This window comes from Streptomyces sp. NPDC031670, from assembly GCF_055580545.1.
On record NZ_JBVILC010000004.1, the window covers coordinates 375656 to 399307 of the forward strand.

22 protein-coding genes are annotated in these 23652 nt (G+C 73.2%); 13 read left to right on the forward strand and 9 right to left on the reverse strand.

Translation table 11 applies throughout. The annotated features are described in order from the left end of the window. Positions 1-64 precede the first annotated feature (64 nt). A complete protein-coding gene (locus tag ACZ5ID_RS11205; protein ID WP_468895984.1) occupies positions 65-901 on the reverse strand; it encodes a MurR/RpiR family transcriptional regulator in 837 nt (278 codons plus the stop codon). An 84-nt stretch (positions 902-985) separates the two neighbouring features. Between ACZ5ID_RS11205 and thrC the strand changes: the two genes are divergently transcribed. Then, positions 986-2080, forward strand: a complete 1095-nt coding sequence (thrC, locus tag ACZ5ID_RS11210; protein WP_468896195.1) for a threonine synthase — start codon at positions 986-988, stop codon at positions 2078-2080. A 102-nt stretch (positions 2081-2182) separates the two neighbouring features. Beyond that, positions 2183-2803, forward strand: a complete 621-nt coding sequence (locus ACZ5ID_RS11215) for an L-threonylcarbamoyladenylate synthase (protein WP_468895987.1) — start codon at positions 2183-2185, stop codon at positions 2801-2803. Between the two features lie 5 nt (positions 2804-2808). On the opposite strand, the gene ACZ5ID_RS11220 is transcribed toward ACZ5ID_RS11215, so the two are convergent. Genes ACZ5ID_RS11220 through ACZ5ID_RS11230 form a run of 3 tightly spaced genes read right to left on the reverse strand, consistent with a single transcriptional unit; the run spans position 2809 to position 5412 of the window. Continuing rightward, positions 2809-3060: a DUF6225 family protein gene (locus ACZ5ID_RS11220; RefSeq protein WP_406553491.1), complete on the reverse strand. Its 252-nt coding sequence runs from the start codon at positions 3058-3060 to the stop codon at positions 2809-2811. Further along, the gene (locus tag ACZ5ID_RS11225; RefSeq protein ID WP_468895991.1) at positions 3053-3685 is read right to left on the reverse strand and encodes a superoxide dismutase family protein; all 633 of its coding nucleotides are present in this window, start codon (positions 3683-3685) and stop codon (positions 3053-3055) included. The genes ACZ5ID_RS11220 and ACZ5ID_RS11225 overlap by 8 nt, the downstream gene beginning before the upstream one ends. A gap of 11 nt (positions 3686-3696) precedes the next feature. Next, positions 3697-5412 carry a reprolysin-like metallopeptidase gene (locus ACZ5ID_RS11230; RefSeq protein WP_468895994.1) on the reverse strand — a complete coding sequence of 572 codons (1716 nt, stop codon included), beginning with the start codon at positions 5410-5412 and terminating at the stop codon, positions 3697-3699. Between the two features lie 279 nt (positions 5413-5691). On the opposite strand from ACZ5ID_RS11230, the gene ACZ5ID_RS11235 reads away from it, so the two are divergent. The 7 genes from ACZ5ID_RS11235 to ACZ5ID_RS11265 all read left to right on the forward strand — a co-directional run bounded on the left by ACZ5ID_RS11235 (position 5692) and on the right by ACZ5ID_RS11265 (position 13917). Beyond that, complete coding sequence (locus ACZ5ID_RS11235) at positions 5692-5991, forward strand: hypothetical protein (protein ID WP_468895996.1); 300 nt, start codon at positions 5692-5694, stop codon at positions 5989-5991. A 61-nt stretch (positions 5992-6052) separates the two neighbouring features. Continuing rightward, complete coding sequence (locus ACZ5ID_RS11240) at positions 6053-8029, forward strand: outer membrane protein assembly factor BamB family protein (RefSeq protein WP_468895999.1); 1977 nt, start codon at positions 6053-6055, stop codon at positions 8027-8029. Between the two features lie 125 nt (positions 8030-8154). Beyond that, positions 8155-9903, forward strand: coding sequence for a glycosyltransferase family 2 protein (locus ACZ5ID_RS11245; RefSeq protein ID WP_468896002.1), 1749 nt, complete (start codon positions 8155-8157; stop codon positions 9901-9903). Then, on the forward strand, positions 9900-11018 hold the full coding sequence (locus ACZ5ID_RS11250; RefSeq protein ID WP_468896004.1) for a glycoside hydrolase family 26 protein: 1119 nt from the start codon (positions 9900-9902) through the stop codon (positions 11016-11018). Before ACZ5ID_RS11245 ends, ACZ5ID_RS11250 begins: the two co-directional genes overlap by 4 nt. A 139-nt stretch (positions 11019-11157) precedes the next feature. After that, positions 11158-12081, forward strand: a complete 924-nt coding sequence (locus ACZ5ID_RS11255) for an NADP-dependent oxidoreductase (RefSeq protein WP_468896007.1) — start codon at positions 11158-11160, stop codon at positions 12079-12081. A 35-nt stretch (positions 12082-12116) separates the two neighbouring features. After that, a complete protein-coding gene (locus tag ACZ5ID_RS11260; protein WP_468896009.1) occupies positions 12117-13058 on the forward strand; it encodes an AraC family transcriptional regulator in 942 nt (313 codons plus the stop codon). A gap of 205 nt (positions 13059-13263) precedes the next feature. Further along, the gene (locus tag ACZ5ID_RS11265) at positions 13264-13917 is read left to right on the forward strand and encodes a peptidylprolyl isomerase (RefSeq protein WP_468896012.1); all 654 of its coding nucleotides are present in this window, start codon (positions 13264-13266) and stop codon (positions 13915-13917) included. An 82-nt stretch (positions 13918-13999) separates the two neighbouring features. On the opposite strand, the gene fusA is transcribed toward ACZ5ID_RS11265, so the two are convergent. Both fusA and ACZ5ID_RS11275 read right to left on the reverse strand, forming a co-directional pair. Then, a complete protein-coding gene (fusA, locus tag ACZ5ID_RS11270) occupies positions 14000-16099 on the reverse strand; it encodes an elongation factor G (protein ID WP_468896015.1) in 2100 nt (699 codons plus the stop codon). A gap of 428 nt (positions 16100-16527) precedes the next feature. After that, entirely contained in the window at positions 16528-17754 is a 1227-nt protein-coding gene (locus ACZ5ID_RS11275) for an FUSC family protein (protein WP_468896018.1), read from the reverse strand. Positions 17755-18036: 282 nt separating this feature from the next. Between ACZ5ID_RS11275 and ACZ5ID_RS11280 the strand changes: the two genes are divergently transcribed. Next, a complete protein-coding gene (locus ACZ5ID_RS11280; RefSeq protein ID WP_468896020.1) occupies positions 18037-18543 on the forward strand; it encodes a GNAT family N-acetyltransferase in 507 nt (168 codons plus the stop codon). A 12-nt stretch (positions 18544-18555) separates the two neighbouring features. Here ACZ5ID_RS11280 and ACZ5ID_RS11285 read toward each other — a convergent pair whose 3' ends face one another. Further along, complete coding sequence (locus ACZ5ID_RS11285; protein ID WP_468896023.1) at positions 18556-19356, reverse strand: LysR substrate-binding domain-containing protein; 801 nt, start codon at positions 19354-19356, stop codon at positions 18556-18558. 58 nt (positions 19357-19414) lie between these two features. On the opposite strand from ACZ5ID_RS11285, the gene ACZ5ID_RS11290 reads away from it, so the two are divergent. Then, the gene (locus ACZ5ID_RS11290) at positions 19415-19819 is read left to right on the forward strand and encodes a DUF5997 family protein (protein WP_468896026.1); all 405 of its coding nucleotides are present in this window, start codon (positions 19415-19417) and stop codon (positions 19817-19819) included. Positions 19820-19955: 136 nt separating this feature from the next. On the opposite strand, the gene ACZ5ID_RS11295 is transcribed toward ACZ5ID_RS11290, so the two are convergent. Next, a complete protein-coding gene (locus ACZ5ID_RS11295; protein ID WP_468896029.1) occupies positions 19956-20846 on the reverse strand; it encodes an arylamine N-acetyltransferase family protein in 891 nt (296 codons plus the stop codon). 279 nt (positions 20847-21125) lie between these two features. Between ACZ5ID_RS11295 and ACZ5ID_RS11300 the strand changes: the two genes are divergently transcribed. Next, positions 21126-21632 (forward strand): mycothiol transferase, encoded by a 507-nt coding sequence (locus ACZ5ID_RS11300; protein ID WP_468896198.1) that lies wholly within the window; start codon positions 21126-21128, stop codon positions 21630-21632. A gap of 62 nt (positions 21633-21694) precedes the next feature. On the opposite strand, the gene ACZ5ID_RS11305 is transcribed toward ACZ5ID_RS11300, so the two are convergent. Further along, a complete protein-coding gene (locus tag ACZ5ID_RS11305; RefSeq protein WP_406553824.1) occupies positions 21695-21991 on the reverse strand; it encodes a DUF4031 domain-containing protein in 297 nt (98 codons plus the stop codon). Between the two features lie 235 nt (positions 21992-22226). Between ACZ5ID_RS11305 and ACZ5ID_RS11310 the strand changes: the two genes are divergently transcribed. After that, a complete protein-coding gene (locus ACZ5ID_RS11310; protein ID WP_468896033.1) occupies positions 22227-23588 on the forward strand; it encodes an FAD-dependent oxidoreductase in 1362 nt (453 codons plus the stop codon). Positions 23589-23652 lie beyond the last annotated feature (64 nt).

The following is a 23652-nucleotide window of genomic DNA, read 5'->3' on the forward strand; positions in this document are numbered from 1 at the left end:
ACAGCGGGCCGTGGCCCCCGGCCGGGCGCGGGAGCCGTACCGCCGGGTCCGCGCGCGGCCCGGGTCAGTCCTGGCCGAGTTCGGCCGTCAAGGTGTCGAGGCTCTCCAGGCGCCCGGCCGACCCGGTGAGCAGCGGAACGGTCGCGACCAGGATCAGCTCGGTCACCGCGATCTCATGGGTGAGCGGAGCGATGGGCCCCGCCGCGTCGCGCGGCAGCCGCAGCAGCACCTCGGCCTGCGCGGCCAGCGGGGACTCCCAGGCATCGGTGACCAGCACGAGCCGCGTCCCGCGCGCCCGCGCCGCGTGGACGAACCGGGCGGTGGTGTCGCTGTAGCGGCGGAAGTCGTACGCGACGACCAGATCGCCGGGGCCGAGATCGAGCAGCACCCGGGCGCGCTCGGCCGCCCCGTCCGGGACCCGGCGCACGCCCGGGCGCAGACTGGCCAGCTGGCGGACCAGGTAGTCGGCGGCGAGTTCGCTGAGGGGGCCGCCCATCCCCCACACCCCGCGCGCCTGGGAGAGCAGCGCGGCGATCCGGGCGAGCAGGGGCTCTCCGGCCGCGGCGACCGTGGCGTCGAGGCCGGCCCGCAGCTGCTCGGCCGCGCGGCGCGGGCCGTCCGGGGCGGTGGCCACGAACTCGCGCAGCCGGGAGCGGTCGTGCTCACGGCCCTCGGCCCGTACCGCGGCCTGGAACTCGGCGAAGCCGGACCAGCCGAGCCGGGCGAAGAGGCGGGAGGCGGTCGGCGGACTGACCTGCGCCCGGTCCGCGAGGGAGCGCAGCGAGCCCAGGGCGGCGAACGGATAGTCGTCGAGCAGGACGCGCACGATGGCCTGCTCCCCGCGCGGCAGCTCCGGATAGACCGCCCCGAGCCGGGCCGTCACCTCGTCGTCGTTCGCCATGCCACTCCCCCGCCGCCTTCGCCGATGAAGAAACGATTGTTACGTAACCAGTGATTCTCTCGGGTTAGAGTAACGTTCGTGACTATAGACGAGCGCCCCTCCGCAAGCACCTCCGTACGGACCCGCCCCTGGCGCGGTCTCATCGACGGCTACCGCGCCTGGCTGCCCGTCACGGACACCACACCCGTGATCTCGCTCCACGAGGGCAACACACCGCTCGTCCCGGCCGTCCATCTGTCGGCGCTCACCGGCTGCGACGTCTGGCTGAAGGTGGAGGGCGCCAACCCCACCGGTTCCTTCAAGGACCGGGGCATGACGGTCGCGGTCAGCAAGGCCGTGGAGGCCGGCGCGCGCACGGTGGTGTGCGCCTCGACCGGCAACACCAGCGCATCGGCCGCCGCGTACGCGGCCCGCGCGGGCATCGCCGCCGCCGTCCTGGTCCCGCGCGGCCACATCGCGCTCGGCAAGCTCGCGCAGGCGGTCCGCTACGGCGCCGAGATCGTCGAGGTGACCGGTTCCTTCGACGACTGTCTGCGCATCGCCCGCGAACTGGCCGAGCACCACCCGGTCGCGCTGGTGAACTCGGTCAACGACCACCGTCTGGCGGGCCAGCAGACCGTCGCCTTCGAGGTCGTGGACGCGCTGGGCGACGCGCCGGACATCCACTGCCTGCCGGTCGGCAACGCGGGGAACATCACGGCCGCCTGGCGGGGGTACGAGGCGTACGCCACCGCCGGTCCCGCCACCCGCACACCCCGGTTGTGGGGCTTCCAGGCGGCGGGCGCGGCGCCCCTGGTCCACGGCGAGGTGGTGGCCGAGCCGGAGACGGTGGCCACCGCGATCCGTATCGGCAACCCCGCCTCGTGGACCGGCGCGATCGCGGCGCGCGACAGCTCCGGGGGCCTGATCGGCGCCGTCACCGACGAGCAGATCCTCGACGCGTACCGCCTCGTCGCCCGCCACGAGGGCGTCTTCGTCGAGCCCGCCTCGGCGGCCGGCATCGCGGGCCTGCTCGCCGAACACCGCGCGGGCCGCCTCGACGCCGGGCAGCGCGTGGTGGTCACCGTCACCGGCAACGGCCTCAAGGACCCGGACGCCTCGATGCGCGGCGGCTACGAGTCCACCACGTCCTCGGCCCGCACGGCGGACGTGGCCCGGGCCCTGCGCCTGGCTTCCTGACGCCCCGGCCGGACAGGACGCGGCGGCGGCGCTCCCGGCACCACCCCGACGGGTGAACGGGCACCCCCGGGACTGCCGGGGAGCGGCCCGTAGACTCGGCGGATGGCCAAGTACTTCGATGTCCACCCCGACAATCCGCAGCGCCGCACCATCAGCAGCGTGACCGACAGCATCCGCTCCGGCGCGCTCGTGGCGTACCCGACGGACTCCTGCTACGCCCTGGGGTGCCAGCTCGGCAACCGCGACGGCCTCGACCGGATCCGGGCGATCCGCCGGCTCGACGACCGGCACCACTTCACCCTGGTGTGCCAGACGTTCGCGCAGCTCGGCCAGTTCGTACAGATCGACAACGACGTGTTCCGGGCCATCAAGTCGGCGACGCCGGGCAGTTACACCTTCATCCTGCCCGCGACCAGGGAGGTGCCGCGCCAGCTGCTGCACCCCAAGAAGAAGACCGTCGGGGTGCGCATCCCGGACCACACCGTCACCCAGGCACTCCTCGCCGACCTGGGCGAGCCGCTGCTCTCCAGCACTCTGCTCCTGCCCGACGAGGACGAGCCGATGACGCAGGGCTGGGAGATCAAGGAGCGCCTCGACCACGTGGTGGACGCCGTGATCGACTCGGGCGACTGCGGCACCGACCCGACCACCGTCATCGACTTCTCCGACGGAGAGGCCACCATCGTCCGCCGCGGGGCGGGCGACACCTCGCGCTTCGAGTAGCCGGATCAGTCCAGGTCGAAGTGGTACTGGCCGGCCTTGAAGTCCGCGAAGAGGGTGTACTCCACCCCGGCGTGCGCGTCGTCGTCCTTCTCGACGGGCTCCAGGTTGACCAGCGCGTACTCGCTGTACCCGTCGAAGTCGCCCGGTCCGTCCGCGACACCGACGTGGATCGGGGTGTCGTCCGGCAGCCCCTGGAGGGCCTCGCGCAGACGCGCCGCGGTCCACACCCGGGGGTTGTGCTCAAAGGTGTCAGTCATGGAGCGAGGCTAGCGGCGCGGGCGGGCCGGGCCGCGTCACCGCGCCGAAAACGGGCGCGAAGCGCACGTTGACACAGGCCAGCCGCGCGCCCGCGGTCCCCGCGTGCCCGGGGTCGGTGGCCGTGGCCGTCTCGTGGAGCACCAGCGAGTTGGCCTCGCCCGGCCGGATGCGCCAGGCGACCTGCGCGGTGGACTTCCCGTCACCGCGGGCGTCGGTGGTCAGGTCGAGCCACACCTCGTTGCGCGGGTTGGCGTACGCCGGGTCGGTGGACGGCTGGACCGGGTCGGGCTGGTTCTGGTAGCGCGGGCCCGAGTCCTCGGGGCTGGTGCCGCACGCCATCCGGTGCACATGGGCACCGTAGGTGTGGTTGGGCAGGGCGCCCTTGAGGCTCAGTTCGAAGCGGCTGGTGGTGTCGGCCGCGGACTCACCGACGGCGACCATGGTGCCCACCGGCACCCAGGCGGGCGCGTAGGTCACCGCGCGGTGCGCCGAAGAGTCCGTGGCGGCGGCGAACGCGGTGACCAGCCCCACCGACACGTTTTCGGCGACCGCGGGCTGGGCGGCGACGGAGAGGCTGAGCGCGGCGGCGGCCGAGGCGGCGCCGAGAGTGTGCCGGAGGTGCATGGGGGGTCCGTTCAGTCGGTGGGGGTGGAGTCGGGGAGCGCGCTCGGCGCGCCGGTCGCCGCCGCGGGGACGAGGGACGCCGCGGGCGCGGTCGTAGTCGCCGCCGGGACGAACCGGGCCGTCACATAGTGGTCGCCGTCCATCGTGACGGTGAGTTCGCCCGCCCGGGTGGGCTGCGGCCTGCCGTCCACGGTCCATTGGTCGAGCCGGTAGCCCGCCTTGGGCACGGCGGCCACGGTGACCTGGTCGCCCTTGTCGAAGAGGCCGGTCGCGGCCACCGTGACGGTGCCGTGCCCGGGGTCGTCCGGGGCGGCGGTGAGCGCGTACCGGGCCGTCGGGGCCTTGGGGGCGGGCGGTGTGCGGTAGTTGGCGAGGACCGGGCCGGTGAGGTTCATGACCCGGACGCAGTCGGCGGGCCGGGGCTGCCCCAGCGGCACACCCCTGGGCGTGTCCCCGTACGTCTGACGGGGGTTGGAGAACCACAGCTTCGTCTCGCACCTGGCCGCGTCCGCGCACGCCAGGGTGTACCCCATGATGTCCGTCCAGGTGCGGTCGGCGGGCAGATGGCCGTGGTTGTCGGGGTAGTACGGGTTGAGGTTGACGGGCCGGTAGCGGGGGTCGGCGCGGTCCACCGGGTCGGTCACGTAGTCGTGGTTGAGGCCGAAGTTGTGCCCGATCTCGTGCGCGAGGTGGTAGGTGCCGAGGGTGTCGGCCTGCTGGGCGCCGAAGGCCTCGCCCGCGCTGCCGGACGAGGCGGCGGCGCCGGGGACGATCTTCGGCAGGGCGGGGGTGTTGGCCGTTCCCGCGGTGTAGACGGCGCCGGGCCGGGGGGTGAACTGGGTGAGCACGTGCAGCAGGTCCGCGCCCCTGTCGTCCCGCTGCTTGCGCGCGTCGGTGGCGAACGCGCCCGCGTAGCGCGGGTTCTCGGGGTCCGACAGGGCGTAGGTGATGCCCTCGGCGTCGCTGTCGTCGCCCTCCCACGCCTTGGTGGTGAAGGTGCCCAGCAGATTGAGCCGGGCGGTGACGGTGCTCTCGGAGTAGGCGGCGTTGGTGCCCGCGACCGCGGCCTTCACCTTCAGGTCGAGCGCCTCCACCCCGCCCTTGGTGCTGCTCACGGTGTGCGGGGTGTAGCCGATGAGCAGATCGATGACCGGGGCGGTGACCGCGACTCGCGGCCCGGTCCCCGCCTGCCGGGCCGGCGGGGCGGGGGGCACGGACGCGGGGCGCACGGGCCGGGTGCCCCGGGGGGGTTCGATCCGTACGATGTCGTCGTGCCGGGGTGACGTCCCCGCGTAGGTCAGCTCGCGCACGGTGGAGGCGCCCGCCCGGTCGGCGTCGAGCACATACCGCCTGCTGCCCAGATGCACTTCTCCGGCCACCCTCGGCGGGCCCTGGCCGCACGCGCCGTCGATGGCGAGGGCCACGGGCCGGTCGGGGTGGCCGGTGAGGTGGCCGGTCCACAGCACGGTCCCCTGCCCGTCGCGGGTGATGCGCGAGGCCACCGCCTCCATCCCCGCCTCGTCGAAGAAGCGGAAGGTGCGGCGGTCGGGCGCGGCGCCCCGACGGGTGCCGCAGACGGAACGGAAGGCCCCGTCGGCCCACTCCACCCGGCTCGTGCGGACCGCCCCGGACGGCGGGCCCTCGGCGGCGGCCGTCATGGCCGGCAGGGCCGGCGCGAGGACCGCGACCGCGAGCGCGCCACGGAGCAGACGTCGGGGAGAGGGCACGGGTTCTCCTGGGAAGGTGTCGACGGGCTACAGCCCCAGGCTCGCGTCCGCCCGGCGCCGTGGCGCGCCGACAGCCGCTGGACGGGTGGCGACCGGGGCCGACGGATGCGCCGGGGCGGCCGTCCGGGTGACGCCCGGTCGAGGGGGCGTGGCGGTCGCCGTACGCGCTCCCGTACGCTGCCGCGCGCCTTCAGGAGGTGTGTCCGAAAACGGACCCCGGCGACGAGAATTGGCCCGCCCCGCCCACGAGGGCGGGCGGGACGAGGAGAGAGGTGGACGATGGCCGTCGTCCTGTCGCTGAGCTGGGCCGGGGTCAGCCCCGAGCAGTACGACGCGGTCCGTGAGGCCGTGGGCTGGGAGGAGCGGGTGCCCGACGGCGCCTGTCTGCATGTGGCGTGGTTCGAGACGGGCACCCTGCGCGTCACCGATGTCTGGGAGTCCCCGGAGGACTTCGAACGGTTCTTCGCCGAACGGCTCGCGCCCGCCGTCGAGAAGGTGGGCATCACCGGTCAGCCGGATACCCAACTGCTCCCGCTGCACCGCCGGTTCGTGGCTCCGGGGGTCGGCGGCGCCGCCTGAGCGGCGCTACGCTGTGCGACGAGCGACGTGGTGACGTCCAGGATGCGACCCGGGGGGCGCCTTGGAGCCGTTGGAGTCCGACGACCCGACCGCCGTGGGGCCGTACCGGCTGGTCGCCCGGCTGGGCAGCGGCGGCATGGGCCGGGTCTACCTCGGGTACTCCCCCGGTGGCCGGCAGGTCGCGATCAAGGTCATCCGGCCCGAGTACGTACAGGAACCGGCCTTCCGGCAGCGGTTCGCCCGTGAGGTCATCGCCTCCCGTGCCGTGAGCGGCTTCTTCACGGCCGGGGTGGTCGACGCCGACCCCGAGGGGCCCCGGCCGTGGCTGGCCACGGCCTACATCCCGGGCCCCTCCCTCCAGCGGGCGGTGGGGCGGAGCGGTCCGTTCCCCGAGCGTTCGGTCAGGGCGCTCGGGGCCGCGCTGGTGGAGGCGCTCACCGCGATCCACGGCGCCTCCCTCATCCACCGCGACCTCAAGCCCGCCAACGTGCTGCTCGCCCAGGACGGGCCACGCGTGATCGACTTCGGGATCTCCCGGCTCTGCGAGCACAGCGGTCTCACCCTGACCGGGACCACGATCGGTTCGCCGGGCTATATGTCGCCCGAGCAGATCCAGGGGCTGCCGGTCGAGCCGTCGACCGACGTGTTCTCGCTGGGGTCGGTGCTGGCCTACGCGGCGACGGGGACCAGCCCGTTCGGGGAGGCGTCCGTGCCCGCGCTCCTCTACCGGGTGGTGAACGAGGAGCCCGATCTCCAGGCGGTGCCCACGGGGTTGCGCGACCTGGTCGGCCGGTGCCTGGCGAAGAAGGCGGCCGACCGCCCGGAGCTGCCCGCGCTGCTGCACGCCCTCACCGGCGGGCGTCCGCCGGGGGAACTGCTCGCGCCGGGCTGGCTGCCGGAGCCCTGGCAGGGCGAGGACACCGCGCCGATGCTCCCCGACACGCCCACCCCGGCGTTCGGACCGCCCCGCCCCGCGCCCCCGCCCGGCCCGCCGGTGGGCCGGCGGCGGGTGCTGTACTCGGCCGTCGGCGTCCTGGCGGCCGGTGGCGCCGCGGCGGCCGGCTGGGCGCTGTCCCAGGGCGGCGGTTCCCCCGGGGCGGGGTCGACGCGCTGGCGCTTCGCGACCACGGGCACCGTCCTGTCGTATCCGAGAGTGGCGGGCGACCTGGTCTACGCCGCGAGCAACGACGGCACCCTGTACGCCCTCGACACGGCCGACGGGCGGCGCGGTTGGGCGTACACCACCGGAGGCGCCATCGGTTCCGCGCCCGCCGTGCTGGGCGGCGGCGTCTATCTCGGCGGCGACGACCGCGTCCTGTACGCCTTCGACGCGCGCTCGGGGGCGATCCGCTGGCGGTACACCACCCGGGGCATCGTCCACACCCCCGTGGTGACCGGCGGTGTGGCCTATGTCGGCAGCGCCGACCACCGGCTCCACGCCGTGGACGTGGCGTCCGGTGAGCGCCGCTGGGCCTTCACCGCGGGCAACGACACGCACTCGCCCGCCGTGGCGGGCGAGTCGGTGTACGTGGGCAGCAGCGACACCAGCCTGTACGCGGTCGACGCGGCCACCGGCGAGAAGCGGTGGGCCTTCACCACCCGCGGCGCCGTCTCCGGCGTCCCGGCCGTCGAAGGCGGCCTGGTCCACTTCGGCAGCACCGACGGCGGCCTGTACACGGTCGACGCGGGCCGTGGACAGCAGGTCTGGCGCTTCCAGGGGGCCTCGGTGGGCGCCGGCCCCGCGGTCGCGCGCGGGCTGGTGTACGTGGGAGGCGGCAAGCGGTTGTACGCGCTGGAGGCCGCCACCGGCAGGACCCGCTGGACGTTCCCGGCGGCCGGTGATGTGCACGCCCCGGCGGTGGCGGGGGCCGTGGTGTGCGTGGGCAGCGACGACAGCAGGCTGTACGCGCTCGACGCGGCGACGGGCCGGCAGCTCTGGAGCCATCTCGCCCCCGCTCCGGTGCACGCCCCGACGATCACCGAGGACACAGTGTACTTCGGCTGCGACGACAGCGCGCTCTACGCCGTGCGCCTCTGACGCGCGCCCGAACACCCGACCGCGCCGAGGGGCGGGAACCGGACACCGGCCGGCGATTGTCCTACTCACCGCAAGTAGCGGCCTGTTCACACCACTGTGATGGTGTCGGTCAGCAAGGGGGGGACATGTCCGGATACGCATCCCGGCTGGTCGCACGCGCCGAGAGGAGGGCCTGCCGCAACGCGCGGGCCGTCACGGCGTACCGGAGCGCGGCCCGGGGCTGCGGCCCGCTGGCCAACCCCCGCCGGGCGGTGGCGTACCTCTCCGTCCTGCGCACGGGTGACCGGATCTCGCTCACGGCGCTGGTCACCGCGACCGCGCTCGCCGACCTCGCCTTCATCGGCTGGCTGCTGCTGCCCGAGCATGTGCCGGGCCCGGGTGTGACGGGGCTGGGCGGCTGCGGGCTGTGTCTGGCCCGGGTCGGGTTCTGCCTGGTCGTCGCGGTCGAGGCGATCAAGGTCGTGCAGGCGGTGGCGATCTGGGTGTTCGCCTTCCGGGCGCGCGACCCCATCCCGATGACCCCGCCGGCCAAGCTGCGGGTCGCGCTGCTGACGACGATCGTGCCCGCCAAGGAGCCGCTCGCCGTCGTCCAGCGCACCCTGCGCGCGATGCTGGAGGTGGAGCGCTGGGACTGCGCGGTGGATGTGTGGATCCTGGACGAGGGCGACGACCCGGCGGTCCGGCAGATGGGCGCGCGTCTGGGCGTCCACCACTTCAGCCGCAGGAACCGCCCCGAGTACAACCGGCCCTCGGGCCCGTTCCGCGCCCGCACCAAGTCCGGGAACCACAACGCGTGGCGCGCCGAGCACGAGGACCGGTACGACGTGGTGGCGCAGATGGACCCCGACCATGTGCCGCTGCCGTGCTTCCTGGAGCGGACCCTCGGCTACTTCCACGACCCCGACACCGCGTTCGTGGTCGCCCCCCAGGTGTACGGCAACGCGTACGACAACTGGGTCGCCCACGGCGCCTCCGTGCAGCAGTACCTGTTCAGCAGCATCGTCGAGCGGGGCGCCAACGGCCTGGACGCCCCCCTGCTGATCGGCACCAACCACCTCTACCGGGTGACCGCCTGGCGGCAGATCGGCGGCTACCAGGACTCGATCATCGAGGACCATCTGACGAGCATGCGCGTCCACGGCACGACCAATCCCGCCACCGGCAACGGCTGGAAGGGCGTCTACACCCCGGACGTGGTGGCCGTGGGCGAGGGGCCCACGACCTGGACCGACTACTTCAACCAGCAGAAGCGCTGGGCGTACGGCATCTGGGAGATCAAGCTCAACCCCCGCCTGCGGCGCGGCATCCGCCTGCGGGCCCGCCAGCGTCTGCTGTACGACCTGGTGCAGTTCTATTACCCGAGCATCGCCGTGAACCTGGCGCTCGGCACCCTCGCCACCGCCCTGTACATGCTGCTCGGGGTCTCCTCCATCCAACTGCCGGGCCTGCCCTGGTTCCTGCTCTGGTCGGCGGGCATGGCCGGGTCGTTCGCGCTGTGGCTGTGGCTGCGCCGGTTCCACCTCGCCGAGCACGAGCGGCGCGAGATCGGCACGGCGGGAATCCTGCTGACCCTGTTCGCCGGGCCGGTGTACATCGCCGCCGCGGTCAACGCCCTGCTGCGCCGCCCGCTCGCGTACGTCGTCACCGCCAAGGGCGAGCTGCGCAGCTCGGAGTCACCGCGCACGTTCCGGCTGCATCTGCTGTGGGCGCTGGTGGCCGCAGGGCTGCTGGCGGTCAGTTTCACGCACCACCACGACTACACCGGTATGCGGATCTGGACGCTGCTGTGTCTGGCGGCCGGTTCGGCGCCGCCGCTCCTCGCCCTGGCCGACGGCCTCTCCGCACGGCTGCGCACGGCGAGGGCCGACCGGTGAGGGTCACGGCGCCGAGGGTGCTCGTGCTGCTCTGTGCCGTCGCCCTGTGCTGGTACACCTTCCAAGTGGCGCCGGACGTCGCGGACCGGGGCCGTCGCGCGGCGGCGGCCCGTGCCGACGCCGTGCTGCCCCCGACCACCCGGCTGCCCGGCGCCGAGGCGACCCGCCACCCCGCAACCCCCGCCCCGGCTCCCTTCCCCGCCCCCGGAAAGACGTTCCTCGGCGTCTTCACCTCCCAGGGCACCCATGACTTCACGGAGGCCGCCGACTTCGCCCGCCGGACCGGGCACCGCCCGCAGGTCTTCGAGTTCTCGGCGGACTGGGCACACGACCGCTTCGACGCGGCGGCCCTGGACCGGGTGGCGGAACGGGGCATGCTGCCGATGGTCGCCTGGGAGCCGTGGGACCACCGCGAGGAGGCGGCGGAGCCCCGGCTGCGCGGCGAGCAGCCCGCGTACCGTCTGTCGCGGATCGTCGACGGCGACTTCGACGCGTACGTACGCTCCTGGGCGCGCGGGATCGCCTCGCTGGGCTACCCCGTGGCCATCCGTCTCGCCCACGAGATGAACGGCTACTGGTACCCGTGGTGCGAGCAGTCCAACGCCAACAGCCGCGGCGAGTACGTCGAGGCGTGGCGCCACGTCCACCGGATCTTCGACGCGGCGGGCGCGCACAACGCGGTGTGGGTGTGGAGCCCCAACATCAGTTACACCAACTCCACCCCGCTGGCCCGGCTCTACCCCGGCGACGCCTATGTGGACTGGGTGGGCCTGTCCGGGTACTACGGCACCGTGGGCAAGGAGAACTACCAGTCCTTCGAGGCCCTGTTCACCCCGTCCCTGAAGGAACTGCGCCGCTTCACCCGCAAGCCGCTGGTCGTCACCGAGGTGGGCGCCACCGACGCGGCCGGGCGCAAGGCCGAGTGGATCACCGGTATGTTCCGCGCCCTGCCCCGCCACCGCGATGTCATCGGCGTCATCTGGTACCAGGCGGTGAAGGAGATCGACTGGCGGGTGGGCACCTCCCCCGCGTCCTCGGCCGCGTTCGCCGCGGGTGCCTCGGCAGCCCGGTACCAGCAGCGCTGGGAGCCGGGCAGCGCGCCCCGGCTGCGCTGAACCGGCCGGTCCCCACCGGAAGCGCCGGGCGGCGAGACGCTGGGACATGTACGTGAGACGGAAGGCCATTCTGCGGCTCGTTCGATCTCCCTAGGGTTGAGGACATCAGCCAAGAGAACACCACTCAGGGAGAGTTACCGTGCGCGCAGTCATCCAGAAGTCCGTCGGCGGCCCCGAGGTCCTGGAGGTCGTCGAGACCGACCGGCCCGTGCCGGGAGCCGGTGAGATCCTCGTCAAGGTCCACGCCCTGGCGATCAACCCCGTGGACGTGGCCGTCAGGGCCGGTTCCTTCCCGCTGCTCGGGGAGCCCCCGTTCTCGGTGGGCTGGGACGTCTCCGGTGTGGTCGAGGAGGTCGGCCCCGGCGCCCGGTTCGCGGTGGGCGACGAGGTGTACGGGATGCCGCTCTTCCCGCGCGCGGCGGGCGGATACGCCGAGTACGTCGCCGTGCCCGCCGACCACATGGCCCTCAAGCCCGCCTCCCTGGACCATGTGCACGCCGCCGCCATACCGCTCGCGGCCCTCACCGCCTGGCAGGGGCTGGTGCGCGAGGCAGGCGTCAAGGCCGGCGACCGGGTGCTGGTCCAGCGCGCGGCCGGCGGTGTCGGGCACTTCGCGGTGCAGATCGCGAAGGCGCGCGGCGCCCGGGTGACCGCCCTGGCCAGCGCGGCCCGCCACGACTTCGTGCGCGGCCTCGGGGCCGACGAGGTCATCGACTACCGCACCACCGACTTCACCGAGGCCGTCGAGAAGGTCGACATCCTCCTCGACTCCACGGCTCAGTCCGACCTCTCCGTCACCGCGGTGCGCCCCGGCGGTGTACTGATCAGCATCCTGGAGCACCACGACGCGGAGGTGGCCGCGCGCGTCGAGGCGGCCGGACGGCGTTTCGCGGGTGTGTCGGTCGAGCCGGACCGGGCGGCGCTGGAGGCGATCGCCGAGCTGGTGGACGCGGGCCTGATCCGTCCGTACGTCGAGGAGACCTTCCCGCTGGCGGAGGTCGCCAAGGCACACGAACTGGTCGGCTCGGGGCAGGTCCAGGGCAAGATTGTCCTGACGGTCTGACAGCGGAGGGCCGGGGAGAAGAGGGGCGGGACCGTATGGACATCCTGACCGAGGCGCTGGCCTCGATGCGCACGGGACACCCGGCGTCCGTGCGGACCAACGGCCGCGCCCCCTGGGGCCTGCGGCTGCCCCCGGTGGCGGGCGCGGGATTCCATGTGGTGCTGTACGGGACGTGCTGGCTGGTCCCGCTGGAGGACGCGCCACCGCACCTGGAGCCGATACCGCTGAACCCGGGGGACGTGGTCTTCCTGCGGGACGGGCGCGGCCACATCCTCGCCGACCATCCCTCGACGGTGGCCGAGGAGGCCAGGGCCGAGCAGTGCGACCAGGGCTCGCCCATCGGGTCGGTCACGGTCGGCGGCGAGGGGCCCGAGACGAGTCTGCTGTGCGGCAACTACCACCTCGACCAGGGCCGCCCGCACCCGCTGGTGCACCAGCTGCCCGAGGTGATCCATCTGGAGACCCGGCACGGCCGCCACCCCGAACTGAGCGCCGCCGTCCAGCTCCTGGGCTCGGAACTGGAGAACCCGCGCGTCGGCTCGGACGGCATCGTGCCGACCCTGATCGACTCCCTGCTCCTCTACATCCTGCGCGCCTGGCTGGACGACCAGCCGGCCACCACCGCGCGGGGGTGGGCGGCTGCCCTGGGCGACCCTGCCGTGGCGCCCGCCCTGGCGGCGATCCACGACGACCCGTCGGCGGCGTGGACGGTGGAGACGCTGGCCGAGCGGGCCGGGCTCTCCCGGGCCGCGTTCGCCCGGCGGTTCGCCACGCTGGTGGGCGAGCCCCCGATGGCGTATCTGACGCGCTGGCGCATGACGACGGCCGCGCGGCTGCTGCGCGAGAGCGACGCCCCCCTCACCTCGGTCGCGGCGCGCACCGGTTACGGCTCGGAGTTCGCCTTCGCCAAGGCCTTCAAGCGGGAGTACGGCCTCGCGCCCGGCGGCTACCGCCGCCAGGCCAGGGCGGCGGCCTGATCCGGCCGACGCGCCCTCGGCCCGCGTGCTTTCGCCGGGCCGGCCCCGGTGGTGGACACCTCGTCCGGGGTCAGCCGCGCGCGGGACCGCCCCGGGGGCCGGTCCCGCGCATGGCGCGTGCCACAGCGGGCAGGATGAGGCGGCCATGACACACCCATGGCCCTGGCACACCCCGTCCGGTGTCGATCCGAAAGGGACCGCTTCCGTGCTCCGTAAGCCGTACGCCCTGCTCGCCGCTGCCGCCCTGTTACCGCTCGGCGCCGCGACGCAGGCCGCAGCCGCCTCCCCCACCGCGCCCACGACCTGCGCCTACACACCGGCCGTGCCCGCGGACAACTTCAAGGGGATACCGGTCTTCGACCCGGTGAAGGCCGCCAAGCCGTACAGCGCCACCCTCCGCACCGGCCAGGGCGCCATCACCTTCCGGGCGCTCACGGACAAAGCCCCGTGCACCACGTACTCCTTCAAGTTCCTCGCCCAGCGCGACTACTTCGACCGCTCGCACTGCCACCGGCTCACTACGGCCCGGATCTATGTGCTCCAGTGCGGCGACCCGACCGGTACCGGGAGCGGCGGCCCGGGCTACTCCTTCCCCGACGAGAACCTCACCGGCGCCACCTATCCGGCCGGTACGGTCGCGATGGCCAACGCCGGGCCGAACACCAACGGCAGCCAGTTCTTCTTCGTCTGGAAGGACACCAAACTCTCCCCGGCCTACACGCCGTTCGGGAAGGTCACGGCCGGACTCGACGTGTTGCAGAAGATCGCCGCGGGCGGCGAGGACGACCAGAATGGGCCCGGTGACGGGTTCCCGACGCTGCCGGTGAACATCAAGCGCGTACAGATCAAGAACAGGTAGCTCCGGGTCGAGCCGACATGCCGGTATGGTCCCGCCCCCCGGTAGGGGCGGGACCATCGCGCGGCTCAGCGGGTCTCAGCGGTCAGCGGGTCAGCAAGGTGTCCGTCACCCCGGCCGGGACGCGGGCGTACCCGGCCGGCCGCGTGGTGAAGGTGCCCCGGCCCTGGGTGCGACCGCGCAGCCGGGACGCGTAGCCGAACAGCTCGGCCAGCGGCACCGTCGCGGTGACCACCGCGGTGCCCGCCCGGGCGAGGGATCCACCGACCCGGCCGCGCCGGGCCGCCAGATCACCGAGGACCGCGCCGACCGCGCTGTCCGGCACCGTGACGGTGACCTCGATGACCGGTTCCAGGAGCGCCATCGTGCTCGCCCGCAGGGCCTCCCGGAGCGCCAGCCGCCCCGCCGCGCGGAACGCCATCTCCGAGGAGTCCTTGGAGTGGGTGGCGCCGTCGGCCAGCGTGACCCGCAGCCCGGTGACCGGATGGCCGCCGAGAGGTCCACCGGCCAGCGCGTCCCGGCACCCGGCCTCGACCGCGCGGACGTACTCCTGAGGCACCCGCCCGCCCGTGACGGCCGAACGGAACACGAAGCCCTCCCCTGCGCCGCCGGTGGCTCCGGCGGTCGACTCCAGCGGCTCCACGTCGAGGACGACATGGGCGAACTGTCCTGCTCCTCCCTCCTGTTTGACATGCCGGTACAGCAGGCCGGTCACCCCTCGGACGACCGTCTCGCGGTAGGCGACCTGCGGCGCCCCGACGCCGAGCTCCAGGCCGTGGGCGCGGCGGATCTTCTCCACCGCGACCTCCAGATGCAGCTCGCCCATCCCCGACAGCACCGTCTGCCCGGTCTCCGGATCGGTCCGTACGGCCAGCGAGGGGTCCTCCTCGACGAGTTGGGCGAGCGCGGTGGCCAGCTTGTCCGTGTCGAGGCTCCTGCGCGCCTCGACCGCCACCGACACCACGGGCGCGGCGACGGACGGCGGCTCGAAGACCAGCGGGGCGCCCGGGGCGCACAGAGTGGCACCCGCGCGCGCCGACTTGGGGCCGACCAGGGCGACGATGTCCCCGGCCGACGCCCGGTAGACCTCGGTGTTCCGGTCCGCCTGTACGCGCAGGACGCGCCCCACGCGCTCGGTGCGCCCGGCCGTGGCGTCCAGCACGGTGTCCCCCTTCCCGATGGTCCCCGCGTACACCCGCACATAGGTGAGGCGGCCGGTGGCGGTCGCCGTCACCTTGAAGACCAGCCCGGCGAAGGGCGCGGCCGGGTCGGCGGCCCGCTCCAGCACCTCCCCGTCCAGGGTGCCCCGTACGGCAGGCACGTCCAGCGGGGACGGCAGATAGGCCACCACGGCGTCGAGCAGCGGCTCGATCCCCCGGTTGCGGTACGCCGAGCCGCACAGCACCACGACGCCCTCGCCCCCGCGCGTGAGGTCGCGCAGAGCCGCCGCCAGGGTGTCGTCCCGCAGTGCCGCCCCGGCGCAGAACTCCTCCAGGGCGACGGGGTGGAGCTCCGCCACGGTCTCCTCCAGCAGCCGACGGCGGCGCAGCGCCTGCGCGCGCAGCTCGTCGGGGACCGGGAGTTCCCGGTACGCCCCACCGCCCGCGGCCCACACGAGCGCGCGCATCCGTACCAGGTCGACCACGCCCGTGAAGCCGTCCTCCTTGCCGATGGGCAGCTGGACGACGAGCGGGACGGTGTGCAGCCGGTCCCGGATCGACGCGACCGCCGTGTCCAGGTCCGCGCCCGCACGGTCCAGCTTGTTCACGAACGCGATCCGGGGCACTCGGTACCGGTCGGCCTGCCGCCACACCGACTCGCTCTGCGGCTCGACGCCCGCGACCGCGTCGAACACGGCGACGGCGCCGTCCAGCACGCGCAGCGAGCGCTCCACCTCGTCGGAGAAGTCGACGTGGCCGGGTGTGTCGATGAGGTTGATCCGGTGGCCGTCCCAATCGCAGCTCACGGCCGCGGCGAAGATGGTGATGCCGCGGTCGCGCTCCTGCGGGTCGAAGTCGGTGACGGTGGTGCCGTCGTGAACCTCGCCGCGTTTGTGGGTGGCGCCGGTGGCGTACAGGAAGCGTTCGGTGACGGTGGTCTTGCCGGCGTCGACGTGGGCGAGGATGCCCAGGTTGCGGACGGCGGTCAGGGAACGGGTGGAGTGGGGGCGGAGGTTGGTGCGCACGGCCCGGGGCCTTTCGGTGCGAGGTGTTTTCGGGCAGCGCGATTCCCGGACGAGACGCGGGGGTCCGCAGGCGGGCGAGAATCCCTGATGCGGCCCTGGGGGCGGCAGGGAGGGATCCGGCCCATGACCGGACCGCCGCGCGGGGCGTGCCCCGCGGGCGGTGGTCGGGAGTTCGTCGCGGGCAGCCGGTGACGGCCGCGCAGCCGTCACCGGGAGGAGATGGACACCAGGATCACGTCGTACCGCGACGGGGAAACGACGACAGCGGTGTACGCACGCATGCCGCGCTCCCCTCAACCGGTAGGTGTACGGCCCGTAGTGGCCGCCGCGGTGCGAGTGTAGGAGTCCGGCAGGGGCGTCGGCACGGGATTATCTGCCGGGCGGTGGCGGCGGGTCCTTGACCGCCACCCGCCACCGGAGGGCACGCGCTAGACGCCGCCGTCGGCACGCCGTGAATCGCGCACGCGCAGGCCGCGTTGGAGCCGGCCGAGGAAGCGGTAGCGCTCACGGCGCTCGCGGGAGTGGCGGTCGAGCTCCTCCACCAGACGCTGGGAGCGCTTCTCCACGTCGAGTTCGTCCAGGATCCGGTCCACCTCCGCCAGCAGCGCGCCGTGCAGCTGCCACTGCCTGGGGTCGCGCCGGACCTGGGCGAGCAGCAGCACGGCGACCCGGTCGCGGCTGGCGCGGGCCGCCGCCAGCTCGTCGGCGAAGCGGTTCTCTGCCTCCTCGGCGTTCGCCCGGACCTGCGTGGTGATCAGTACGGCGAAGCTCTCCACGGCCTGGGCCATGTGCTCGAAGACGTCCCGCAGGGCGATCCCGGTCTCGGGTTCGAAGAGGTGTTCCTCGGTACGTTCCTTGGCGAGGTCGGTGACGGACCGGCACACCACCCGCAGCACCACCGCGCAGATCTCCAGCGTGTCCAGTCCGGTGCGCAGCACGATCCGCGACAGCAGCCCTTCCTTGACCCGGGGGTTGAACCGGAGGCTGTCCTCGGCCTGCCGCAGCGAGGCGTCGACCTGCACGATGTCGTGGTCGAGCCTGCGGGCCTCGTGGAGCCGGGCCGCCGCCCGCGCGACCGGGGTGTGTCCGCCCACCTCCTCCGCGAGGTCGATCAGGAGCCGCTTCATCCGCGCCGCCAGCTCCTCGATGGCCTCGCCGGCCGACTCCACCCACACCGGTGGCACGAACAGCACGTTGAAGAGCATGCCGACGCCCGCGCCGATGAGTGTCTCCAGGACGCGGTCCCACGCGGTCGCCGACACCCGGGTCACCCCGAGCACCAGCATCGCGCTGATGGCGACTTCCGGGACGAACTCCCCGGCCTTGACGAAGCGTCCGATCACCAGCGCCGCCAGGATGATGAGCCCGAGGCTCCACCAGGTCAGCCCCACCAGCGCGCTGAACCCGATGGCGAGCAGGACGCCCGCGATCACGGAGTTCACCCGTCGCACTCCGGTGATCAGCGTGGTGTAGAGGGTGACCTGGACGACGAGCAGGGCCGTCAGCGGGGCGGTGAGCGGCGCGGGCTCACTGCTGAGCTGAAGCGCCACGACGTACGAGATGACGGCGGCGGCCGTGGAGCGCAGGGCCTGTACCACTGCGGGTTCCCGGCGGCGGCGGGCCAGATGGATGAGGGGATCAGTGAACTCAAGCACCTCCCGCACCTTCCCTCTCAGTGGTTTCCATTCCACTGATGTCCGGTGATCCGCCGCTTCCACGGGATGGTGACCCGAATCACCCGACCAGCCGGTCCGCTCCGGCGCCCGGCCAGGACGGCGTACGGCGCGCTCCCGCGGTTCCCACCGGGTGGCAAACTCCCCTGGCGGGCCGGGCAGCCGTCGCGCCCGTCCGGTGGCGGCGAACGCCCCCACCCGGCGGGCCGGCCGGGGCCGGAAAAACGATCGCCGCCGCGGAACCGGATGCGTAGCATGCCGGCCATGCCCCGACTCCAGCTTCTGCGTCCCGGTCACGCCCCGGCCCTGCTCGCGTTCGAGTCGGAGAACCGCGCCTACCTCGCCGCGTCCGTACCCGACCGGGGCGACGACTACTTCGCCCACTTCGCCGCACGTCACGAGCAGTTGCTCGCCGAACAGGCCACGGGGCTGTGCTTCTTCCATCTGCTGGTGGAGAGCGACGGCGAGGTGCTGGGGCGGGTCAACCTCGTGGACGTGGCGGACGGCCGGGCCGAACTGGGCTACCGCGTCGGCGAACGCGCCGCCGGGCGGGGACTGGCCACGGCGGGCGTGCGCGAGGTCTGCGCCCTGGCGGCCACCGAGTACGGCCTGACCGGGCTGCGCGCCAGGACCACCCTCGACAACACCGCCTCGCGGGCCGTCCTGGCCCGCACCGGATTCACCCCCTGCGGCGAGGTCGAGCTGAGCGGCCGGCCGGGCCTGCGCTACGAGCGGAGCCTGGCGGACGAGGTGGTCCGGCATCGGGGGTGAGCCCCGGGGCGCCTAGGAGCGGCGGCCGGGCTTGCCGCGCTTGGCGCCGCCCTTCGAGCCACCCTTGGTAGCGCCCTTGGCGCCGCCCGATCCGGCGCCGGTCCGCGTGTTCTTGCCGGCCGGCTTGCCCGCGGCGGGCTTGCGCCGGGCGGCGGCGGCGTCGGGGCGCTTGGCCTTCGGCTCGGCCTTGGCCGGTGTCTGGGCGCGGCCCCGGGAGCTGTTGACGGTCCGGCCGCGGACGATCCCGATGAAGTCCTCCACCAGGTCGGTGGTCCGCTCCTCGGGCCACGACAGGGCGACACGCGACTCCGGGGTGCCGGTCACCGGCCGGTAGGTGAGGTCCTTGCGGTGGTGCAGCCGGGCCAGCGACTGCGGGACGACGAGCAGGCCGATGCCCGCCGCCACCAGCTCGACGGCGTCGGCCGTCGTGGCGGGGCGTTCGAAGGCGGGCTGCCCCGGCGGGCGCTCCCAGTCGAGGGTGTCGTCGAGGGGGTGCAGCACGATCTCGTCGGCCAGGTCCTCGGCGGACACCTCGTCCACCGCCGCCACCACATGGTCCTTCGGGACCACGACGACGGTCGTCTCCGCGTACAGCGGGATGGCGCTGAGGTCGGTCCGGTCGACCGGCAGGCGTACGAAACCGGCGTCGGCCTCACCGCCGCGCAGCACGTCGAACGCCTCGGCGGCGGAGACCGCGACCAGGGTCAGCGGGATGTCGGGCCGCCGCTCGTTCCAGATCCGCACCCACTTGGTGGGTGTCACGCCCGGGACGTACGCGAGCCGGAACGAGGGGGATGCTTCCGAGCCTGTCACTCCGCCAGGTTACCGGTGATGGTCGGAGGTGGCGCACACGCTCGATACCCTTGACCCCATGACGTCGCACCAGACCACCCAGACCATGAAGCCCGCGACCGCGGCGAAGAAGCTGGGTGTGTACCTCGAGGCCACCCCCGCAGAGTTCCAGGAGGGTGTCGTCTCGCGCTCCGAGCTGAACGCGCTCCAGGCCGACCCGCCCCAGTGGCTCCAGGAGCTTCGCCGCACCGGCCCGCACCCCCGGCCGGTGGTCGCGGCGAAGCTGGGCGTCTCCATCGCGGGCCTGGCCCGCGGTGGGGTCACGGAGGCGCTCACCACCGAGCAGATCGACGCCCTCAAGCAGGAGAACCCGGAGTGGCTGCAGAAGGAGCGCGCCACCCAGGCCGAGGTGCGCAAGGAGGCGGTGCGCATCAAGGAGAAGAACGCGCAGCGCGCCGAGGAGTCCGGGGACAAGCGTTCCTGAGCCCGCTCACGGACGGCGCCGCCCCGGCCCGGGCTCCGGAGCCGGGGCCTGAGGGCGCTGCCGGTGATGTGCCGGTGATCTTCGCCACGGCGGGGGTCACCGGCTTTCGCGTCTGCGCGGACCGGGCCGGCAGGGGTCAGGCGGTGGCGAGGCCCCGGTCGGCCCCCGCCTGGCGGGCCGCCGCCGTGCCCTGCTCCAGATGTGCGAGTTCCTCCGCCTCCACCGTGATCCCGAACTCGTCCGTGAGGACGCGGCCCAGCTCGGCCGGCTCGATCGTGCGCTCGGTGACGGAGCCGTCGGGGCGAAACGTCCTCCAGGTGGCCGCGTCCAGCTGGTGAAGGCGGGCGGCACCGAACTTCTGGGCGAACAGGCGCGCCGTGAAGGGCGAGCGGCTGTGCGTGCTGACGTAGTGGCTGCCCACCGCGTAGTCGATCGGGTACTGCGGGGTGAGGGTGAAGGTGTGCCGGGCGGTCCAGCCGTCCTGGCCGTACTGGTCCAGCCACCACTGGTCGAGGCCGAGCGGGCCCGCCGCCCGCCGCATCCGGAACCTCCATCCGTCGAGATCCACCTCGACCCCGTCGGCGATCTCGACGGGCGCGAGCGGCCCGCTGCCGAAGCCCACGTCGCACAGCCACAGCCGGTCGTCGTCGGCCGGCCGCACCCCGGTGAGGGCGTGGGTGGCCGGGAGGATCTTGTCGCTGCCGAGGGTGACGCGCCCGATGAGGGCGGTGAAATCGAAGCCCAGGCGTTCCAGCGCACTGGCGAAGAGCACGACGTGCTCGTAGCAGTAACCACCCCGGCCGCCCCGCACAAGTCTGGCCTGGACCGTCTCCAGGTCGAGCGCGACCGGCTTGCCGAGCACCGCGTTGACGTTCTCGAACGGGATCGAGGTGACATGCGCCCGCTGGAGCCCGCGCAGCACCTCAAGCGTCGGCGCCCGCTCCCCCGCGTACCCGATACGGGCCAGATAGGCGTCCAGGTCCAACCGGTCCCCGGACCAGCCGCGTCCGTTCGCTGCCTCTGTCATGGCTCACCCTCTCCGGACCCCGCGCCGGTCCGTCCGTACGCCGTCGGGTCACACCTCGTCCGCCTCACGACGATCAACCGTCACGACGCCGACCCTATGCCCGCCCGCCGGGACGAAACCTCTGCTCAAAGACGGTTCCGGCCCGGCCATTTGGTCCCAGGACCTGAGGTCCCTGCCATCCGGCCCGGGGATGAGCCCGCTCCCGGGCGCGCGAACCGGCCCGTGCGCTTCCCCGTGCGCGGGGACCCGGCAGGGCCTAGGTTGGCAAGCGTGACCACGGTGACCAGTTCCGATCTCCTTCTCGACGCGTTCGGCCGCATCCGCGAGACCGTCGAGGCTGCCGTCGAAGGCCTCAGCGACGAGGAGTTGGCGTTCCGTATCGACGGCTCGGCCAACTCCCCCGCCTGGCTGGTCTGGCATCTGACCAGAATCCAGGACGACCACATCGCGGATGCCGCCGGACTCGAACAGGTGTGGACCGGGCAGGGGTGGGCGCGGCGGTTCGGGCTGCCGCTGGCCGACTCGGACACCGGATACGGCCACACCTCCACCGAGGTCGCCTCGGTCACCGCCTCCGCCGAGCAGCTGACCGGCTACCACGAAGCCGTCCACGCGCAGACCGCCGCCTGGCTGGCGGGGCTCGACGGCAAGGCGCTCGCCAGGGTCGTCGACACCTCGTGGGACCCGCCGGTGACGCTGGCGGTGCGGCTGGTCAGCGTCGTCTCGGACAGCCTCCAGCACGCCGGCCAGGCCGCTTTCGTACGGGGCGTGCTGTCCCGCCGGTGATCACACGTCGGACGGGAGCCGCACGGTCGGCACCGCCCCCGTGAACGGGTTCGCGCGGCGGTTCAGACCCGGACGCGGTCCCTTCGGCTGATCATCAGGTTGCCCATGAACCGCCGGTCCACCTCCCGGGCCCCCAGCCGTACGGCCTGGGCGCGGGTGGGTGGGGTGATGTCGTAGTGCCATCGGTGGTCGCCCGGTCCCTTGCGCTGGTACCAGGCGCGGCGCATGCCGAGGGCCGCCGCGAAGGCGTGCAGCTCCTCCTCGGTGTCGGCGGTCATATGGCACCAGTGCGCGGACGGCAGACCTCGTCGTCGCGCGAGAGCGCCGTAGTCCTTCACGTCGTCCACGTAGACGGTCAAGGGGGCAACCTCCCACTCCTGCTGAGGCTTTGTATTCTCCCTTGCCCCGCGCGAACTCCCGGACACCTCACCGGAACGACCGATTCGCGCCGTTCGCTCCCGCCCATCACCCTCACTTTGATTTGTCATAAGGTTGGCTTATGAGCCCATAAGCAGGGGGCGGGTACCGGGTTAGGCTTGCCTAAGCTTAGGCTGTCCGACGAGCCATTTCGTTGTCGGTCGAAGGGAAACAGTCATGCCCCGCCCCCTGCGGACAGCCATCGTGGGCGCAGGTCCCGCCGGGATCTACGCCGCGGACGCGCTGCTGAAGTCCCCGGCCGCCGCCGACCCCGGTGTCTCGATCGACCTCTTCGAGAAGATGCCCGCGCCCTTCGGTCTGATCCGCTACGGCGTCGCCCCCGACCACCCGCGCATCAAGGGCATCGTCACCGCCCTGCACCAGGTGCTCGACAAGCCGCAGATCCGGCTGTTCGGCAATGTGGACTATCCCGGCGACATCAGCCTCGACGAGCTCCACGAGTTCTACGACGCGGTGATCTTCTCGACGGGCGCCGACGCCGACCGCGCCCTGGACATCCCCGGCATCGAGCTCGACGGCTCGTACGGCGCCGCCGACTTCGTGTCCTGGTACGACGGACACCCGGACGTACCGCGCACCTGGCCGCTGCACGCGGAGAAGGTCGCGGTGCTCGGCGTCGGCAACGTCGCCCTGGACGTGGCCCGAATCCTCGCCAAGACCGCCGACGAACTGCTGCCCACGGAGATCCCGCCGAACGTCCACGAGGGTCTGGGGGCCAACCGGGCGCGCGAGATCCACGTCTTCGGCCGCCGCGGCCCCGCCCAGGCGAAGTTCAGCCCGATGGAGCTGCGGGAACTGGACCACTCCCCCACCATCGAGGTCATCGTCGACCCCGAGGACATCGACTACGACGAGGGCTCCATCGCCACCCGCCGCTCCAACAAGCAGGCGGACATGGTCGCCAAGACCCTGGAGAACTGGGCGATCCGCGACGTCGGCGAGCGCCCGCACAAGCTCTTCCTGCACTTCTTCGAGTCGCCCACCGAGATCCTCGGCGAGGACGGCCGCGTCGTCGCTCTGCGCACCGAGCGCACCCGGCTCGACGGCACCGGCAACGTGGTGGGCACCGGCGAGTTCCACGACTGGGACGTCCAGAGCGTGTACCGGGCCGTGGGCTACCTCTCCGACGAGCTGCCGAAGCTCCCGTGGGACGTGGAGTCGGGCACGGTCCCCAACGAGGGCGGCCGGGTCGTGGAGGCCGGGCAGCACCTCGCTTCCACCTATGTCACCGGCTGGATCCGGCGCGGCCCGGTCGGCCTGATCGGTCACACCAAGGGCGACGCCAACGAGACCGTCGCCAACCTCCTGGACGATCACGCCCACGGGCGGCTGCGCACCCCCGCCACGCCCGAGCCCGAGGCGGTCGACGCCTTCCTCGCCGAGCGCGGGGTCCGCTGGACGACGTGGGAGGGCTGGCACCGGCTCGACGCCGCCGAGAAGGCGCTGGGCGAACCGCAGGGCCGCGAGCGCGTCAAGATCGTCGAGCGCGAGGACATGCTGAGGGCCAGCGGCGCCTGACCGCCGGCCCCCATGTGAGGAGCGTCGGCCCCCGCCGGGGAGAGGCGGGGGCCGACGCCGTTCG